The sequence below is a fragment of the Streptomyces herbicida genome (genome assembly GCF_032656585.1).
Lineage (GTDB): Bacteria > Actinomycetota > Actinomycetes > Streptomycetales > Streptomycetaceae > Streptomyces > Streptomyces herbicida.
This window is the reverse complement of the sequence record NZ_JAUYWJ010000015.1, coordinates 13,072-27,802: the sequence shown is the minus strand read 5'-3', so window position 1 is coordinate 27,802 and position 14,731 is coordinate 13,072. Positions and strand designations below refer to the sequence as shown.

13 protein-coding genes, 1 tRNA gene and 1 other RNA gene are annotated in these 14,731 nt (G+C 72.1%); 8 read left to right on the top strand and 7 right to left on the bottom strand.

What is annotated here, in order from left to right; genetic code table 11:
- Positions 1-38: 38 nt before the first annotated feature.
- Positions 39-335: a type II toxin-antitoxin system VapB family antitoxin gene (locus Q8A52_RS29175; protein WP_003999914.1), complete on the bottom strand. Its 297-nt coding sequence runs from the start codon at positions 333-335 to the stop codon at positions 39-41.
- A gap of 105 nt (positions 336-440) precedes the next feature.
- Between Q8A52_RS29175 and Q8A52_RS29170 the strand changes: the two genes are divergently transcribed.
- Positions 441-2,081 carry a helicase HerA-like domain-containing protein gene (locus Q8A52_RS29170; protein WP_316756792.1) on the top strand — a complete coding sequence of 547 codons (1,641 nt, stop codon included), beginning with the start codon at positions 441-443 and terminating at the stop codon, positions 2,079-2,081.
- Between the two features lie 19 nt (positions 2,082-2,100).
- On the opposite strand, the gene Q8A52_RS29165 is transcribed toward Q8A52_RS29170, so the two are convergent.
- From Q8A52_RS29165 to Q8A52_RS29150, 4 genes are all read right to left on the bottom strand, one after another.
- Positions 2,101-2,223, bottom strand: a complete 123-nt coding sequence (locus tag Q8A52_RS29165; protein ID WP_316756791.1) for a hypothetical protein — start codon at positions 2,221-2,223, stop codon at positions 2,101-2,103.
- A 52-nt stretch (positions 2,224-2,275) separates the two neighbouring features.
- A complete protein-coding gene (locus Q8A52_RS29160) occupies positions 2,276-2,590 on the bottom strand; it encodes a hypothetical protein (RefSeq protein ID WP_316756790.1) in 315 nt (104 codons plus the stop codon).
- 79 nt (positions 2,591-2,669) lie between these two features.
- Positions 2,670-3,341 carry an HdeD family acid-resistance protein gene (locus Q8A52_RS29155; protein ID WP_316756789.1) on the bottom strand — a complete coding sequence of 224 codons (672 nt, stop codon included), beginning with the start codon at positions 3,339-3,341 and terminating at the stop codon, positions 2,670-2,672.
- 76 nt (positions 3,342-3,417) lie between these two features.
- On the bottom strand, positions 3,418-4,020 hold the full coding sequence (locus Q8A52_RS29150) for an HhH-GPD-type base excision DNA repair protein (RefSeq protein ID WP_316757217.1): 603 nt from the start codon (positions 4,018-4,020) through the stop codon (positions 3,418-3,420).
- Positions 4,021-4,157: 137 nt separating this feature from the next.
- Between Q8A52_RS29150 and Q8A52_RS29145 the strand changes: the two genes are divergently transcribed.
- From Q8A52_RS29145 to Q8A52_RS29135, 3 genes are all read left to right on the top strand, one after another.
- Positions 4,158-6,311, top strand: coding sequence for a penicillin acylase family protein (locus tag Q8A52_RS29145; RefSeq protein WP_316756787.1), 2,154 nt, complete (start codon positions 4,158-4,160; stop codon positions 6,309-6,311).
- Positions 6,304-6,924, top strand: a complete 621-nt coding sequence (locus tag Q8A52_RS29140) for a GNAT family N-acetyltransferase (protein ID WP_316756784.1) — start codon at positions 6,304-6,306, stop codon at positions 6,922-6,924. The genes Q8A52_RS29145 and Q8A52_RS29140 overlap by 8 nt, the downstream gene beginning before the upstream one ends.
- 144 nt (positions 6,925-7,068) lie before the next feature.
- Positions 7,069-8,814, top strand: a complete 1,746-nt coding sequence (locus Q8A52_RS29135; RefSeq protein WP_316757216.1) for a copper resistance CopC/CopD family protein — start codon at positions 7,069-7,071, stop codon at positions 8,812-8,814.
- 300 nt (positions 8,815-9,114) lie between these two features.
- Here Q8A52_RS29135 and Q8A52_RS29130 read toward each other — a convergent pair whose 3' ends face one another.
- A complete protein-coding gene (locus Q8A52_RS29130; protein ID WP_316756782.1) occupies positions 9,115-9,336 on the bottom strand; it encodes a hypothetical protein in 222 nt (73 codons plus the stop codon).
- Positions 9,337-9,553: 217 nt separating this feature from the next.
- On the opposite strand from Q8A52_RS29130, the gene Q8A52_RS29125 reads away from it, so the two are divergent.
- Positions 9,554-10,570: a DNA-directed RNA polymerase subunit alpha gene (locus Q8A52_RS29125; protein ID WP_316756781.1), complete on the top strand. Its 1,017-nt coding sequence runs from the start codon at positions 9,554-9,556 to the stop codon at positions 10,568-10,570.
- 139 nt (positions 10,571-10,709) lie between these two features.
- Here Q8A52_RS29125 and Q8A52_RS29120 read toward each other — a convergent pair.
- Positions 10,710-10,797: transfer RNA gene (locus Q8A52_RS29120), tRNA-Ser, on the bottom strand.
- A 72-nt stretch (positions 10,798-10,869) separates the two neighbouring features.
- Between Q8A52_RS29120 and ffs the strand changes: the two genes are divergently transcribed.
- The 3 genes from ffs to purD all read left to right on the top strand — a co-directional run bounded on the left by ffs (position 10,870) and on the right by purD (position 14,698).
- An RNA gene (gene ffs / locus Q8A52_RS29115) (signal recognition particle sRNA small type) lies at positions 10,870-10,968 on the top strand.
- Between the two features lie 45 nt (positions 10,969-11,013).
- Positions 11,014-13,290 carry a DNA polymerase III subunit gamma and tau gene (locus Q8A52_RS29110; protein ID WP_316756779.1) on the top strand — a complete coding sequence of 759 codons (2,277 nt, stop codon included), beginning with the start codon at positions 11,014-11,016 and terminating at the stop codon, positions 13,288-13,290.
- 154 nt (positions 13,291-13,444) lie between these two features.
- Complete coding sequence (purD, locus tag Q8A52_RS29105) at positions 13,445-14,698, top strand: phosphoribosylamine--glycine ligase (RefSeq protein ID WP_316756777.1); 1,254 nt, start codon at positions 13,445-13,447, stop codon at positions 14,696-14,698.
- Positions 14,699-14,731 lie beyond the last annotated feature (33 nt).

Sequence of the window (14,731 nt, the reverse complement as noted above, 5' to 3'; positions counted from 1 at the left end):
TCCTCAGGGGACCGTCCGGGGGACCTGCCCGAGGGGCGTCAGTCCAGCTCGAGCACGCGCGCGTGCAGCACCTGGCGCTGCTGCAGGGCCGCGCGGACCGCGCGGTGGAGGCCGTCCTCCAGATACAGATCGCCCTGCCACTTCACGACGTGCGCGAAGAGGTCGCCGTAGAACGTCGAGTCCTCGGCGAGGAGGGTTTCCAGGTCGAGCTGCCCCTTGGTCGTCACGAGCTGATCGAGGCGGACCGGGCGCGGCGCGACGTCCGCCCACTGCCGGGTGCTTTCCCGGCCGTGGTCGGGGTACGGCCGGCCGTTTCCGATGCGCTTGAAGATCACACGGAAAGCCTACCGGTCAAGACCTTCCGGGCGCAGCCATGGCGAGCGAGTGCGACGCTGGAAAAGACGCAACGAAGCAGGGCAAAAGGGGAACAGGGGTCCGAGATGAGTGACAGCGAGACCGTGCCTCCCGCCACCGCTCCCAAGGCACCGGGCAGCGCTCCCGCCCTCCCGCAGGAGGCCCTGAAGATCGCCTCCGGCTATGCCTTCACCGGTCCTGCGCTGGATCTGGGCGCCCTCGTCTGGGACGGCCTGTGCCTGCCCGACGCACAGATCCGCATCCCCCTCGCCATGCTCAACCGCCACGGCCTGGTCGCGGGCGCCACCGGAACCGGCAAGACCAAGACGCTTCAGCTGATCGCCGAGCAGCTCTCGGCGCAGGGCGTCCCGGTCTTCCTGGCGGACATGAAGGGCGACCTGTCCGGGATCTCGGCACCCGGGCAGCCGAACGAGCGGGTGCGGGGCCGTGCGGCGGACGTCCACCAGCAGTGGGCCCCGGCCGGCTTCCCCGCCGAGTTCTTCGCCCTGGGCGGCATCGGCCAGGGCACCCCGCTGCGCGCCACGATCACCAGCTTCGGCCCGCTGCTGCTGTCCAAGGTCCTCCGGCTCAACCAGACCCAGGAGCAGTCCCTCGAGCTGATCTTCCACTACGCGGACACCAAGGGCCTGGAGCTGATCGACCTCAAGGACCTCAGGGCCGTCGTCGCCTTCCTCACCTCCGACGAGGGTCGGACCGAGCTGAAGAACATCGGCGGCCTGTCCAGTGCCACGGCCGGGGTGATCCTGCGCTCCCTGACCGCCTTCGAGGCGCAGGGCATGGCGGGCTTCTTCGGGGAGCCGGAGTTCGACACGGGCGAGTTCCTGCGGACGGCACCGGACGGGCGCGGCATCGTCTCCGTCCTCGAACTCCCCGGCGTACAGGACCGACCGCAGCTGTTCTCGACGTTCCTGATGTGGCTGCTGGCCGACCTCTTCCACGACCTCCCGGAGGTCGGCGACGCCGATCAGCCGAAGCTGGTCTTCTTCTTCGACGAGGCGCACCTGCTGTTCGACGGCGCCTCCAAGGCGTTCCTCGACTCGATCGCCCAGACCGTGCGCCTCATTCGCTCGAAAGGGGTCGGCGTCTTCTTCGTCACACAGACCCCGAAGGACGTGCCGTCGGACGTCCTCGCCCAGCTCGGCAACCGCGTCCAGCACGCTCTGCGCGCCTTCACCCCCGACGACCAGAAGTCCTTGCGGGCCACGGTGAAGACGTTCCCCAACTCGGCGTACGACCTGGAGGAGCTGCTCACCGGCCTCGGCACCGGCGAGGCGGTCGTGACGGTCCTGAGCGAGAAGGGCGCCCCCACCCCGGTCGCCGCGACCCGGCTGCGCGCACCGGAGTCCCTGATGGGCCCCGTCGGCGCGGCCGTCCTGGACGCGGCGGTGCGGCAGTCCCCGCTCCACGATCGCTATGCACAGGCTGTGGACCGAGAGTCGGCGTACGAGAGGCTGACGGCGGCCGGGCGCGGGGCGAAGGGGCCGGACGAGATGACTGCGGCCGGGCGCGGCGCCAAGGGGCCCGACGAGATGACGTCCGGAGCGAAGACCGGGAAGAAGCCCGGAGCCGGGGCCGAGGAGAGGCCGTCGGTCGTCGAACAGGTCGTCGGGAGCGGGATGTTCCAGTCCCTGGCACGGTCGATCGGCACCCAGCTCGGCCGCGAGATCACCCGTTCGCTCTTCGGTACGGCCCGGCGGAGGCGGTAGGCCCGCCTCCGCCGGCCGGTTAGCGGTCCCCTTCCTTCCGGGGCTGCTGCGCCTGCGTCTTCTTCGCTTCCGGTTTGGGCGCGCTGCGCACGGCCTCCGCGCGCAGCAGGGCGCGCAGGACCGCATACGGATCTGAGGGCATGGCTGTGCTCCTTGCGTCGTGCTGACTGACCTTGCCGGGGGGAAGGGGTCTGTCAGCAGCGCAGGACCACGGAGCGCAGGGCGGGCAGGGCGGAGGGCGGCCACGGCGTGGCGAGCGGGGAGCCGCCCTGCGGGACGTCGGGCGCGGGGTCGGGCGGGGGCGCGGTGCGCGCCGGTTCGACGGGACGGGGGGCGGTGCGGGACGGCGGCCGCAGGGCCGTGTCCAGGACGTCGTGGTCGGCGAAGTCGACGGCCACGACCGGCGCCGCGTGCATCTCGGCACGGGCGCCCGGCACCAGCAGGACGAGCAGCAGCACGAGCGCCCGCAGCCAGGCACGGCCGCGCGGGAGGCTTCGCCTGTTGCTCATGGAAGGTCATCTCCCCGCAGGAGGTACGGCGTTCGTCGCAGCGGCGCCGAGTTCCGCCCGCACGGCGTACGGAGCCGGGTCACAGCGCGAGCGGAACCTGCTCGGCGTGGCTGCGGATCCGGATCGACGTGATGATCTCGACGATGCCGACCGCGATCAGCCAGATGCCGCCGATCAGGGTGAGCACGGCGATGGACTTGAACGGCGACACGATCAACACGATTCCGGCGATGAAGGTCACGATCCCGAGGAAGATCTGCCAGCCCCGGGCGGGGACGCCGCTGTCGGAGGCGGCGGCCAGCGTCTGCGTGACGCCGCGGATCAGCCAGCCGATGCCGATCCACAGGGCGAGCAGCAGGATCGACTGCATGGGGCCGCGGAAGCAGAACAGGCCCAGCAGGATCGACAGCGCGCCGCTGATGAACGCCAGGACCCGCAGCGAGGTCGTCTTGTGCGTGCCGAAGGCGGAGACCAGCTGGAACACGCCGCTGACGAGGAGGTAGACGCCGAAGAGGATGCCGGCCGCGAGCAGGGAGGGCCCCGGCCAGATCAGCACCAGGACCCCCAGGATCAGGGACGCGATGCCGGTGAGCAGGACGATCTGCCAGGCGGCTTGGGACAGGGCGTGCAGCGGCCCTTCGAAGGGCGGCTCGGGCTCGCGGTGGCCGCGCGGGGCGTGCTGGGCGGAGTGGACCTTGCGGTCGTCGTACTCCCGGCCCTCGGGGGAGCCGCTGCTCGATGGCTCGGTCATGCTCCATGCTGTGAACGGGCCCCGGGCCCGCGCCACTCCGGACGGTCCACCCGGCTGACCCACCTCGTCCGCGAGGTCACTTGCCCGTGGACTTCGCCGCTTTCGCCGACTTGGCCGCCGCCTTCATCTCCTGCTTGTGCGCCCGGACCTTGGCCAGCGACTCGGGTCCGGTGATGTCGGCGACGGACCGGAAGGACTCCGGCTCGCCGTAGGCTCCCGCGGCCTCCCGCCACCCCTCGGGCCGGACGCCCAGCTGCTTGCCGAGCAGCGCCAGGAAGATCTGTGCCTTCTGCTTGCCGAACCCGGGCAGGTCCTGAAGCCGCTTCAGGAGCTCCTGACCGCTGCCGACGCCCCGCCAGATGGCCTCGGCATCCCCGTCGTAGTGCTCGACGAGGTACTGGCACAGTTGCTGGATGCGCTGGGCCATCGACCCCGGGTAGCGGTGCACGGCGGGCTTCTGCGAGAGCAGCGCGGCGAACTCCTCCGGGTCCCGCGCCGCGATCTCGTGCGCGTCCAGGTCGTCGGCGCCGAGCCGCCCCGCGATGGTCGCCGGGCCCTTGAACGCCCACTCCATCGGCACCTGCTGGTCCAGCAGCATGCCGGTCAGCGCGGCGAGCGGACTGCGGCCGAGCAGCCGGTCGGCGTCGGCGTCCTGGGCGAGGTGCAGGGTGACGTCCATGGCTCGATGATCCCCCGCCCGGGCGCGGGCCGCGCGCCAGTACGCCGATGCGTGCACCACCTGCTGCACCCTTCGCGTACGATTCCTGACCGGGTAACTTAGGCAAGGCTAACCTAAAGTAAAGGGGTGTCACAGGGGTGACGACCGAGATCTACCGCGACGCCTGGGGCATCCCGCACGTGCGTGCCGGCAGCGCCCGCGAACTCGCCCGCGCCCAGGGCCGGGTCACCGCGCTCGACCGCGCCTGGCAGCTGGAGGTCGAGCGGCACCGGTCCCGGGGCACCTCCGCGTCCTTCCTCGGCACCTCTGCCCTGGCCTGGGACGTGTTCGCCCGCCGCGCCCGCCTGGACGACACCGCCCGGCGGTGCTTCACCACCCTGGAGAAGCGGGACCCGGAGACCGCGGACTGGGTACGGGCGTACGTCGACGGCGTCAACGAGGGCCTGGCCGAAGGCGCCCGCCGCAGCCCCGAGTTCACAGGCACCGGTCTCGCCCCCGGCCGCTGGCAGCCCTGGACCCCGCTCGGCGTCTGGCTCGGCACCCACATCCTGTTCGCGGGCTTCCCGGCCAAGCTGTGGCGGGAGCAGGTCGCACGGCACCTCGGACCGGACGCGGTCGCCCTGTTCGCCGCCGACGGTCCCGGCGGCTCCGGCAGCAACGGCTGGCTGGTGAGCGGCGAGCGCACGGTCACCGGGCATGCCGTCATCGCGGGCGATCCGCACCGCTTCATCGAGGACCCCGGCGTCTACCAGCAGATCCGCCTGGCCTGCCCCGAGTTCGACGTCGTCGGCCTCGCCGTCCCCGGCGTCCCCGGCATCGCCCACTTCGGCCACACCGGCACGGTCGCCTGGGCCATCACCAACGCCATGGCCGACTACCAGGACCTGTACCGGGAACGCCTGCGCCGCACCGGCGCCGGGGTCGAGGCCCTCGGCCCCGACGGCACCTGGCGGCGCGTCGTCCGGCACACGGAGACCGTGCAGGTCGCCCGGGAGACACCGGTCGAGGTGGAGGTGATCGAGACGGAACGGGGTCCGGTGATCGCCGGGGGACCGGAGGGCCTGGACGGCACCGACCCGTACGGCGGTGACCCCGCCGACCCGTACGGCGGTGACCCCGCCCACCCGTACGGCGGCGATCCCGCCGTCCCCACCGCTCTCGCCCTCCGCTACCCGCCCCGGGTCACCGAGGACCTGGGCTTCAGCGCCCTCCTCCCCCTGCTGCGTGCCCGTGTCGTCGCCGACGTCGACCGGGCCTTCGACGGCTGGGCCGAGCCGGTCAACGTCGTGCAGGCCGCCGACACCGAGGGCGGTCTGCTGCACCGTGTCGCCGGGCGGGTGCCGGTGCGGGCGGAGGCCAACCGGACGCGGCTGGTGCCCGCCTGGGTGGCCGGCCACGAGTGGACCGGCTGGCACGAGACGCCCCGCGCCGGGCTGACCGACGGCATCGCGGTGATGGCGAACCAGCGCGGCCCGGCCACCCCCCTCGGCACCGAGTTCGCCCCGCCCCACCGCGCCGACCGCATCCGCGCCCTCCTCGACGAGCGCCGCACCTGGTCCGCCGCCGACATGCCCGCGATCCACACGGACACCCGTCTCGGCTCCGCCGCGCCCCTGCTGGACCACTCGGCCGCCCTCGACGACCTCACCCCCGAGGCGGCGCGGCTCCGGGACCGCCTCCTGGCCTGGAACCGCCGGATGGACGCGGACAGTGCCGACGCGGCGGTGTTCGCTGCGGTGCGCGGCGCGGTCGTACGCCGTCTCGCCGCGCATCCGGCGTTCGCCGCGCTGACCGAGCCGCCCGCCTACCCGGAGGTCCTGCTGCCCTGGCTGGCCCTCGTCCCACGCGTTGGCTTCGCCCTCGAACACCTGCTGAGCGCCGAGGAGTTGTACGGCATCGACCGCCCCGCCACCGTCCGTGCCGCCCTCGAGGAGGTCGCCGCCGGCCGGCCGACAGGCACCTGGGCCGACACCCACCGCCTCGCCCCCTGGCGGGCGTTGCCCGGGGCGCCGTACTCCCCGTCCGCCGAACCCGGTCTGTCCGGCGACCACGACTGTGTGCTGTGCACCTCCGCCGTGCCCGGACTCACCGACCTCGCCGCCCGCGGCCCGGCCGCCCGCTACGTCTGGGACCTGGCCCGCCGCGAGGACAGCCGCTGGGTGGTGCCCTTCGGCGCCTGCGGGGTCCCCGGCTCACCGCACCACCGTGACCAACTCCCCTTGTGGCTCGGGGGACAGCTCGCCCCGGTCGTCACCGACTGGGACCGCCTCGAAAGGGATTTCGATGTCTGACCCGTACGCCGCCCCCGCCCGCGAGGCCGTCCACGTGCGGCCGATCAGCGGGTTCGGGACCGTCCGCATCCTGCCCCTCGACCCACAGGCCGACGCCGGCGTCCTGCACACCTGGGTCAGCGAGGAGCGGGCCGCCTTCTGGGGCATGAACGGCCTCGACCGCGAGCAGGTCCGGGAGATCTACGCCCACATGGACACGCTCGCCACCCACCACGCCTTCCTGGCGGCCGTGGACGGCGCACCGGCCGCGCTCCTGCAGACCTACGAGCCGGAGGCCGACCGGGTCGCCGAGTGCTACGAGGTCCGGCCCGGCGACATCGGCATGCATCTGCTCGTCGCACCCGCCGGGCAGAACGGCCCGCGGCCCGGCTGGACCTCGGCGCTGCTGACCGCCTTCGCCTCGTACTGCCTGCTCGGTCTGGACCGGCGCCGGATCGTGGTCGACCCGGACGTGCGCAACGAGAAGGCCATCGCCCGTTTCGTGCGGCAGGGCTTCGAGAGGGGCCCGGCGGTCGTCCTGCCGGAAATCGACGTCCCGGACGTGTATCTGCCGGAAAAGCACGCCCAACTGGCCTTCCTCACCCGGGAGGCGGCCTTCCCCGGCGACTCCTGACGACCTGGGCGCGGGGGCAGACTGGTGAGCGCGGCGGACGGTTCGTCCGTACGTATCCGGGAGCACGAGTCCGAAGACGGAGCGGTGGACGTGGGCGAAGGGCGTAGCGGTGTCTTCTGTGGTAACCGGCGACTTCAAGGGCTGGTGCTGCTGGGCACCATGCTGGTCCTGCTCCTCCTCGGCGGAGCCGGTCCCGCTTCGGCACACGCCGCCCTCCGGTCCACCGACCCCGCGGACGGAAGCGTCCTCAAGTCCGCACCCGAGTACGTCACCCTGACCTTCACCGAGTCCGTCGCCCTGCTCGACGACTCCTTCCGGGTGTACGACCCCGCCAACCACCGGGTCCGCACCGGCGAACCGCAGCACGCTCCCGGCAGCTCCGACACCGCCCGGATCAGCCTGCCCGGCAAGCTCGGCACCGGCACCTTCACCGTGGCCTGGCGGGTCGTCTCGGCGGACAGCCACCCGGTCTCCGGCGCCTTCACCTTCTCCGTGGGCAAGCCCTCCGCGACCACGGCGACCGTGACCGACGGCTCCACCGAGGACCCCACGACCGTCGGCCTCTACAACATCGTCCGCTACGTCGCGTACGGCGCCGGCGCCCTCCTCATCGGCACGCTCGCGTTCCTGGCCCTGTGCCGTCCGCCGGACTCCGGCCCGCTGCGCAGGCCGGTCGTGACGGGCTGGTGGGCCCTGTTCGGGGCCACCGTGGTCCTGCTGGTGCTCCGGGCTCCGTACGAGGAGGGCAGGGGCCCGACGACGGCCTTCGACGTCGCGGCCCTCGCCCGCACGGCGACCGGCCGCCCGGGACTTGCCCTGCTGGCCCGCCTGGCGCTGCTGCTCGTCGCGGCCATCCTGCTTCTGCGCGTGAGGCGCTGGTCCCGCCCGGCCCTGACCGCGGCGGGCGTCCTCTCCGTCGGCCTGGCCCTGACCTGGGCGGCCGCCGAGCACGCCTCGGCGGGCATCCAGGTGCCGGTGGCGATGCCCTCGTCCCTTCTGCACCTCCTGGCGATGGCGGTCTGGCTGGGCGGCCTCACGGCCCTGCTCACGACGCTGCACCGCGCCGCCGAACCCGTGCCGCCCGCCGTGGTCACCCGCTTCTCCCGCCTCGCCTTCGCCTCCGTGACCGTCCTGGTCGTGACCGGCGTCTACCAGTCCTGGCGCGGCCTGGGCTCCTGGAACGCGCTCACGGACACGTCGTACGGCCGTCTCCTGATCGCCAAGCTGGGCGCGGTGGCGCTGCTGCTGGCGGCGGCGGGGTGGTCGCGACGGTGGACGGCGCGGCTGGTGGCCGCGCGGGTGACAGGGGCCGTACGGCAGCGCGTACCGGAGCCGGTCGGAGGGGCGCCCGGGACACCGCCCGCACCGCCGGAGCCGTCCGACGCGACGTCCTTCGAGCCGGATCCCGTCCGCCGGGGTCTGCGCCGCTCCGTGCTCGCGGAGGTGATGGTCGGCGTCGCGGTGCTGGTGATCACGACCTTCCTGACCGGCACCCTGCCGGGCCGGGCGGCGGCCGAGGCGGCGGAGTCGGGCGCGGTGGCGACCGGCATACCGGCCGCCTCCGTCACGATGGTCCCCTTCCGGGTGGGCAACCACGGCGGCAAGGTCCAGATCACCCTGGACCCCGGCCGGGTGGGCCGGAACTCCGTGGAGGCCGTGGTCTTCGGCCCCGACGGCGGCCTGGCCACCGTTCCCGAACTCCGCCTCTCCTTCACCCTTACCGCGCAGAAGATCGGCCCGCTCGACGCCAAGATCACCGACAAGGGCGGCTACTGGGGAACCGCCTCCCTCAACCTGCCGATCCCCGGCACCTGGACGATGAACGTCACGGTGCGGGTGTCGGACCTGGACCAGGTGACGGTGTCGAAGCCGGTACGGATCGTGCGGTGAATGTCACTTCACAGCACCGAAGCCGGCCCACCGCACTCGTGATCAATACAGCTAGGCCGCCTTGGGTTGCGTGGCACGCATGCCCGAGGGGGGCTCCTGTGCATCCTCGTGCAGGAAAGTCTCGTCTTCCCCGAAGTCCGGGGCCTGGAAGGGGTTCGTCGCCGGAGGCGGCGATGCTGCAGTGGCACAGCGGGGTTGCCCTTCCAGGGCGGAGAACAGCGACGTCGGATCGATGAGAGGTCTCCCTTTGGTTGCAGGTCCCTGAAGGGGCCTGGCGTGCCGTGACGGGGCACAGCGGTCCTACAGCTTGGTCATCTTGGCGTACGGGCTCAAGATCCGCATTTGCGTAGAGCCGAAATCCACGAGTGCCGCGATTCCGTCCTCGATGCCGATCACCCGGCCGAGGCCGTACGTGTCGTGTGTGACCTGGTCGCCCAAGGCGAAGTGCTTGGGAGCCGGGGTGACCGGGGCCTTGAAGGGGCTGGTGGGCAAATGACGCTTCGGTGCAGCAGGCTTTGTCATCGCCCTCAGTATGCGCCTACGAACTGTACTGGCGGCCGACTTCAGGGGGAGGAGTAGTTGATCGTTGCACTTCACTTCGGTGAGCGCCGCGTCCGCCGACCGGTCGGCACACGGGCGGGTACGGGCGGTTCGGCCTCATGGACGGCCGAACCGCCCGTACCCTTCGTGGTGTCTACGGCGTCACATAGCGGGCGCCAAACACTGGAGGCAATACCTCGTGCTGATTGCTCAGCGTCCCTCGTTGACCGAAGAGGTCGTCGATGAGTTCCGCTCCCGGTTCGTGATCGAGCCGCTGGAGCCGGGCTTCGGCTATACCCTCGGCAACTCCCTTCGCCGCACCCTTTTGTCGTCGATCCCGGGTGCGGCGGTCACGTCCATCCGTATCGACGGCGTCCTGCACGAGTTCACCACCGTGCCGGGCGTCAAGGAGGACGTCACCGACCTGATCCTCAACATCAAGCAGCTGGTCGTCTCCTCGGAGCACGACGAGCCGGTCGTGATGTACCTGCGCAAGCAGGGCCCGGGTCTGGTTGCCGCCGCCGACATCGCGCCCCCGGCCGGTGTCGAGGTGCACAACCCCGACCTGGTCCTCGCCACGCTCAACGGCAAGGGCAAGCTGGAGATGGAGCTGACCGTCGAGCGCGGTCGCGGCTACGTCTCCGGCGTGCAGAACAAGCAGGTGGGCCAGGAGATCGGCCGTATCCCGGTCGACTCGATCTACAGCCCGGTGCTGAAGGTCACGTACAAGGTCGAGGCGACCCGTGTCGAGCAGCGCACCGACTTCGACAAGCTGATCGTCGACGTCGAGACGAAGCAGGCCATGCGTCCGCGTGACGCCATGGCGTCGGCCGGCAAGACCCTGGTCGAGCTGTTCGGTCTCGCCCGCGAGCTGAACATCGACGCCGAGGGCATCGACATGGGTCCGTCCCCGACGGACGCCGCCCTTGCCGCGGACATGGCGTTGCCGATCGAGGAGCTGGAGCTCACGGTCCGCTCCTACAACTGCCTCAAGCGTGAGGGCGTCCACTCGGTGGGTGAACTTCTGGCGCGTTCCGAGGCCGACCTCCTCGACATCCGCAACTTCGGTGCGAAGTCGATCGACGAGGTCAAGGCGAAGCTGGCCGGCATGGGCCTGGCCCTGAAGGACAGCCCGCCCGGATTCGACCCGACCGCCGCCGCCTTCGACGCGGACGACAACGGGGGCACGGGTTTCATGGAGACCGAGCAGTACTGAGTCTCCCGTTGGTACCCCGGGGCAACGGAACAGCCCCTCGGAGATCACTCCGAGGGGCTGTTCCCCCGGCAGGATCCGAACCTGTGAGACGGGCGAACGCCAGAGGGCCGGACCACTTTCATGGTCCGGCCCTCTGAGCTGGCGGAGGATACGAGATTCGAACTCGTGAGGGGTTGCCCCCAACACGCTTTCCAAGCGTGCGCCCTAGGCCTCTAGGCGAATCCTCCGCCGGAAACATTACATGACCGAGGGGAGTGCTCGCGAACTCGTTCCTGCTGGCCGGGATCGGGTACTCTTTGCGCAGCCCCTCACGCGGCGCTATCTGACTGAACTCCCCCAGGGCCGGAAGGCAGCAAGGGTAGGTCGGCTCTGGCGGGTGCGTGGGGGGCGCTTGAGTTTGCGGGCGGGGCTGGTTGTCAGTGGGCGCCTATAACCTCGTATGCGTGTCGTCTCTCGCGCTGTACCGCCGCTATCGCCCGGAGTCCTTCGCCGAGGTCATCGGGCAGGAGCATGTCACGGACCCGCTGCAGCAGGCGCTGCGGAACAACCGGGTCAATCACGCGTACCTGTTCAGCGGGCCGCGCGGGTGTGGCAAGACGACCAGCGCGCGGATCCTCGCCAGGTGCCTGAACTGCGAGCAGGGGCCCACGCCGACCCCGTGCGGTGAGTGCCAGTCCTGCCGGGACCTGGCCAGGAACGGGCCCGGATCGATCGACGTGATCGAGATCGACGCCGCTTCGCACGGTGGTGTGGACGATGCCCGTGAGCTGCGCGAAAAGGCCTTCTTCGGCCCCGCGAGCAGTCGGTACAAGATCTACATCATCGACGAGGCCCACATGGTCACGTCGGCCGGCTTCAACGCGCTGCTCAAGGTCGTCGAGGAGCCGCCCGAGCATCTCAAGTTCATCTTCGCGACCACGGAGCCCGAGAAGGTCATCGGGACCATCCGCTCGCGCACCCATCACTATCCGTTCCGGCTCGTCCCGCCGGGCACCCTGCGGGACTACCTCGGCGAGGTGTGCCAGAAGGAGAACATCCCCGTCGAGGACGGTGTTCTGCCGCTGGTGGTGCGTGCGGGCGCGGGGTCCGTGCGTGACTCCATGTCCGTCATGGACCAGCTGCTCGCGGGTGCGGCCGCGGACGGTGTGACGTATGCCATGGCGACCTCCCTCCTCGGATACACGGACGGGTCGCTCCTGGACTCCGTCGTCGAGGCGTTCGCCACAGGGGACGGGGCCGCGGCGTTCGAGGTCGTGGACCGTGTCATCGAGGGCGGCAACGATCCCCGCCGGTTCGTCGCCGACCTGCTGGAACGGCTGCGGGACCTGGTGATCCTCGCCGCCGTCCCGGACGCCGTGGAGAAGGGGCTCATGGACGCCCCGGTCGATGTCATCGAGCGCATGCAGGCCCAGGCCGGCATCTTCGGCGCCGCCGAGCTCAGCCGCGCCGCCGACCTCGTCAACGAGGGCCTCACCGAGATGCGCGGCGCCACCTCGCCCCGCCTCCAGCTCGAGCTCATCTGCGCGCGCGTGCTGCTGCCCGCCGCCTACGGCGACGAGCGCTCGGTGATGGCCCGCCTCGACCGTCTCGAGCGGGGCGTCAACTTCTCCGGCGGCGGTGGCGTACCCGCGGCGGGCTACGTTCCCGGTCCCGAGGCGCACATGGGTGCGGCACCGGCCGCCGGCGCGATGCCCGTTCCGCCGGGTGGTGGCATGGCGGCGGCCAGGGCGGCAGTGCGGTCCACCGGCGGCGGTTCGGATGCTCCGGCTCCGGCGGGCGCCGGTGCGCCCGGCGCGGCCGGTGGCGGTGACCAGGGCGTCCAGCCCCCCGCTCCGGCGCAGGCTCCCCCGGCGGCAGCCGCCCCGCAGCCATCCGCTCCCGCCCCGGCCCCCGCTCCCACCGCTGCCCAGGCACCGGCCGCCGGCGCCTGGCCCACCGCCGCACCCACCGGCGCCGGCCGACGCCCCGGCGGCTGGCCCACGGCTGCCCCGGCGGGCAGCGGCCGGCCGTCCCAGACACCGGCCGCCCCCGGCCCCGCGGCCTCCGCGCCCCCGGCAGCGCCTGCCGCTCCCGCGGCACCCGTCACCCCCGCGGCCCCGGCTCCCGGCGGCCTCGACCCGCGCATGCTCTGGCCGAACATCCTGGAGGCGGTCAAGAACCGCCGCCGCTTCACCTGGATCCTGCTCAGCCAGAACGCCCAGGTGGCCGGGTTCGACGGCACCACCCTCCAGCTCGGCTTCGTCAACGCCGGCGCCCGCGACAACTTCGCGAGCAGCGGCAGTGAGGACGTGCTGCGGCAGGCCCTGGCCGAGCAGTTCAACGTGCAGTGGAAGGTCGAGGCGATCGTCGACCCGTCGGGCGGTTCGGCGCCCCCGCCGTCGGGCGGCTCCCCGGGGCACGGCGGAGGCGGCGCCGGCGGCTACGGCGGCTCCGGTGCAGGCGGCTACGGCAATCAGAGCGCCGGTGGCCAGGGCGCCCCCGCGCAACGCCCCGCCGCCCCCCAGCCGTCCCCCGCGGCCCCCCAGGCCCAGCCCCCGGCCCAGGCGGCCCCGTCCCCGGCACCCCAGTCGACGGCCGCCCCCGAGCCGGCCGCGGTGGCCCCCGAGGACGACATCCCGGAGGACGACGACCCGGACCTCGACGAGTCGGCCCTCTCCGGCCATGAACTCATCGTGCGGGAGCTGGGAGCGACGGTGGTCGAGGAGTTCTCGAACGAATAGCGGAGTTCGCGGGCGAACAGAGGAGTTCGCGAGCGGACGGGGACAGCGGAGCGGGTCACGGGTCCGGTCGTTCGGAGGAACGTACAGCGTCCTCCGCTCCCGGCCTTCGGAAGCCCGTACAAACACCTCGGCCCGCGCCGGATAGGCTGACCCCGTGAAGGTCCTCGTCATCGGCAGCGGCGCCCGCGAACACGCCCTGTGCCGCTCCTTGTCCCTCGACCCCGACGTCACCGCGCTGCACTGCGCCCCCGGCAACGCCGGCATCGCCGAGGTCGCCGAGCTGCACCAGGTGGACGCCCTGGACGGCAAGGCAGTGTCCGCGCTGGCCACAGACCTCGAGGCCGACCTCGTGGTCGTCGGCCCGGAGGCCCCTCTGGTCGCCGGGGTCGCCGACGCCGTGCGCGAGGCGGGCATCCCGGTGTTCGGCCCCTCCAAGGAGGCCGCGCACATCGAGGGGTCCAAGGCCTTCGCGAAGGACGTGATGGCGGCCGCCGGCGTACCCACCGCCCGGTCCTACGTCTGTACGACCGCGGAGGAGGTGACCGAGGCCCTCGACGCCTTCGGCGCCCCCTACGTCGTCAAGGACGACGGACTGGCCGCGGGCAAGGGCGTGGTCGTCACGCACGACATCGAGGCCGCCAAGGCGCACGCGGCCGAGTGCGGGCGCGTCGTCATCGAGGAGTTCCTCGACGGCCCCGAGGTGTCCCTCTTCGCGATCACCGACGGCGAGACCGTCGTCCCGCTCCAGCCGGCGCAGGACTTCAAGCGGGCCCTCGACAACGACGAGGGCCCGAACACCGGCGGCATGGGCGCGTACTCCCCGCTCCCGTGGGCCGAGCCCAGGCTGGTGGAAGAGGTCCTGCGGACCGTTCTGCGGCCCACCGTCGACGAGATGCGCCGGCGCGGCACCCCGTTCTCCGGGCTGCTCTACGCCGGTCTCGCGATCACCTCGCGCGGTGTCCGGGTCATCGAGTTCAACGCCCGCTTCGGCGACCCGGAGACCCAGGTGGTCCTGGCCCGTCTGAAGACCCCGCTGGCCGGCATCCTGCTCGCCGCCGCGAACGGCACCCTCGCCGACCTGGCCCCGCTGCGCTGGAGCGAGGACGCGGCCGTCACCGTCGTCGTCGCCTCGCACAACTACCCCGGCACCCCGCGCACCGGCGACCCGATCACCGGCCTCGACCGGGTGGCCGCCGAGGACGCCCCGCACGCGTACGTGCTGCACGCGGGCACCCGGCGCGAGGGCGACGCGATCGTCAGCGCGGGCGGCCGCGTCCTGTCCGTCACGGCGACCGGCAAGGACCTCACCAAGGCTCGCGAGCGCGCGTACGCGGCCGTGGAGCGCATCGGCCTCGACGGTTCACAGCACCGTACGGACATCGCCGCGAAGGCCGCGGCGGGCGCGTAACCGCCGTACAACCACTGGACGACCGCCGTCCTC

What these genes read in the sequence shown, in the direction of transcription:
- Q8A52_RS29170 (WP_316756792.1), top strand. Translation starts at nt 441, where the DNA reads ATGAGTGACAGCGAGACCGTGCCTCCCGCCACCGCTCCCAAGGCACCG.
- Q8A52_RS29165 (WP_316756791.1), bottom strand. Translation starts at nt 2,223, where the DNA reads ATGCCCTCAGATCCGTATGCGGTCCTGCGCGCCCTGCTGCGCGCGGAG.
- Q8A52_RS29160 (WP_316756790.1), bottom strand. Translation starts at nt 2,590, where the DNA reads ATGAGCAACAGGCGAAGCCTCCCGCGCGGCCGTGCCTGGCTGCGGGCG.
- Q8A52_RS29155 (WP_316756789.1), bottom strand. Translation starts at nt 3,341, where the DNA reads ATGACCGAGCCATCGAGCAGCGGCTCCCCCGAGGGCCGGGAGTACGAC.
- Q8A52_RS29150 (WP_316757217.1), bottom strand. Translation starts at nt 4,020, where the DNA reads ATGGACGTCACCCTGCACCTCGCCCAGGACGCCGACGCCGACCGGCTG.
- Q8A52_RS29140 (WP_316756784.1), top strand. Translation starts at nt 6,304, where the DNA reads ATGTCTGACCCGTACGCCGCCCCCGCCCGCGAGGCCGTCCACGTGCGG.
- Q8A52_RS29130 (WP_316756782.1), bottom strand. Translation starts at nt 9,336, where the DNA reads ATGACAAAGCCTGCTGCACCGAAGCGTCATTTGCCCACCAGCCCCTTC.